Source organism: Corynebacterium sp. S5S1 (assembly GCF_001913985.1).
Lineage (GTDB): Bacteria > Actinomycetota > Actinomycetes > Mycobacteriales > Mycobacteriaceae > Corynebacterium > Corynebacterium marquesiae.
On sequence record NZ_MKXT01000080.1, the window covers coordinates 1 to 2,144 of the forward strand.

The 2,144-nt window shown below is 58.4% G+C and carries 2 protein-coding genes and 1 pseudogene; all 3 read left to right on the forward strand.

All coding sequences use genetic code 11. From position 1 onward, the window contains the following. Positions 1–667: dTMP kinase (locus BKN05_RS12170; RefSeq protein WP_286688754.1), on the forward strand; the 667-nt coding region annotated here is incomplete at its 5' end. Further along, on the forward strand, positions 642–1,346 hold the full coding sequence (gene mtrA / locus BKN05_RS12175) for an MtrAB system response regulator MtrA (protein ID WP_018120990.1): 705 nt from the start codon (positions 642–644) through the stop codon (positions 1,344–1,346). The genes BKN05_RS12170 and mtrA, both read left to right, overlap by 26 nt. A 131-nt stretch (positions 1,347–1,477) precedes the next feature. After that, positions 1,478–2,144 (forward strand): annotated as a pseudogene (locus BKN05_RS12180) (MtrAB system histidine kinase MtrB); the annotation flags it as partial.

Sequence of the window (2,144 nt, forward strand, 5' to 3'; positions counted from 1 at the left end):
GCTTCGCCAACAAGGCATCGCTGTCGAGGTGTTGGCATTTCCGGACTATGACAATTCCATCCACGCCCAGCTGGCACGCGAGGCGCTTTACGGCAGGATGGGAGATCTCAGTGATTCCCCCTATGCCATGGCCACGCTTTTTGCTTTGGACCGCGCCGCGAGCCGGGACACGTTGTGGCAGTACCATGCCGGCAATCATGCCGACGCCGCCGACAACGCACGCCACAGCGATGCCGTGCTGATCCTGGACCGCTATGTGGCCTCGAGTGCCGCCTATAGCTGGGCGCGGACCGGGGAACAAGCTGTGACGGACTGGGTTGCCGAACTCGAATTTGGGCGCTTGGGGCTGCCGAAGCCCGACTTGCAGATCCTGCTGGATGTTCCCGTCGACGTGGCTGCCGCTCGCGCACAATCGCGCTCGGAGGCAGATGCCACCCGGCAGCGGGATCACTACGAACGCGAAAGTGATCTACAAACCAACACGAATGCTGCTTATCACCAACTCGCGGCGTTGAATTGGGCTAGCCAATGGCTAGTCAGCGACGACATCGATAAGATAATGGCAACGATTCACACGCGCCGGGCTGAGCTAGCCCACCGTAGCGTTCCCGTAACACCACCCCCGGAGGATGAATACGACGATGGCAGCAACCATTCTGGTAGTTGATGATGACCCAGCGATCTCCGAGATGTTGACTATCGTGCTGGAATCCGAAGGTTTTCATCCCATCGCGGTGACGGACGGCAATGAGGCGGTCCCGGCGTTTCGTGAGCACGAACCGGACTTGATTTTGCTGGATTTGATGCTGCCAGGCATGAACGGCGTGGATATTTGCCGCACTATTCGCACAGAATCATCGGTGCCGATCGTCATGCTGACCGCGAAAACCGATACCGTTGACGTCGTGTTGGGGCTGGAATCGGGCGCCGACGACTACATCACGAAGCCTTTCAAACACAAGGAACTGATCGCGCGCATTCGTGCCCGCCTACGCCCGGCGGTGGCTTCGCATGACGACGCCGCGGATTCTGCAGAAAGCATCGTCATCGGTGATCTGCACATTGATACCAGTGAGCACACCGTGACGCGCAATGGTGAAGAGATCGCGCTGACCCCACTGGAGTTTGATTTGTTGCTGGAAATGTCGCGCAAGCCAGGGCAGGTGCACACTCGGGAATCGTTGCTGGAGAAGGTCTGGGGCTATAAGCACGCCTCGGATACTCGTTTGGTGAATGTGCATGTGCAGCGGCTGCGCGCGAAGATTGAAAAAGACCCGGAGGACCCGCAAATCGTGCTCACGGTGCGGGGAGTGGGCTATAAAACAGGCAAGAAGCCTGCAGCCTAGGCAGGAGGAGCGTGAAAAAGCCCGCCGCGTCTACGTCGTCTGCGCCGTCTACGTCCAGTGATCCAGCAAGCACGAACAAGGCTGCTCGTCCTGGGGGTTCGGAAAACCGCTTGCGCCACCTGCGCACGAGGATGCTGGAGTACTGGCGTTCGTCGCTGCAGGTGCGTTTGATCGTCTCGATCTTCGTGTCCTCACTGGTGGTCATGCTGGTGCTGGCTTTCGCGTTGATCTCGGTGATCACCCAGCGCCTGGTGGATCAGAAGCTCGATGTTGCCAGCCAGGAAATTGACCGTGCTCGTTTTGCCGTCGAACAGCAAATTAACGCCACCGGCTCAGCTAATAGTGTGCAAGTGCGTATCACCTCGGCGCGCGCATCTATTTCTCATTCCAGTAGTGAATCCAGTGATGCATCGGCCATCTATGACACCATCATCGTTGTCGATAACGGCGATGGCTCTTTGACGACGGCGCCAGAAGGTTTCCGTGTTCCCGCGGAGCTACGCAGGTATGTCTCTGAGGGGCACGTTTCTTATCAGTTCACCCCGGTGGAGCGTGCCGACGGCACGGTCTATGACGCGCTGCTGATTGGTTCACCGACCCAATCCGATATTCCGGGCGCTCAGGTGTATCTGGCGCTGTCGATGGAATCAGAAGCATCCACCATGGCGTTGCTACGCGGTCTGTTGTCTACTGCGGGTGTAGTCGTGCTGGTGCTGTTGGTGGGGATTGCATGGTTGGCCACCCAGCAGGTTATTGTGCCGATTCGCTCCGCGTCGCGTACTGCACAACGCTTGGCGG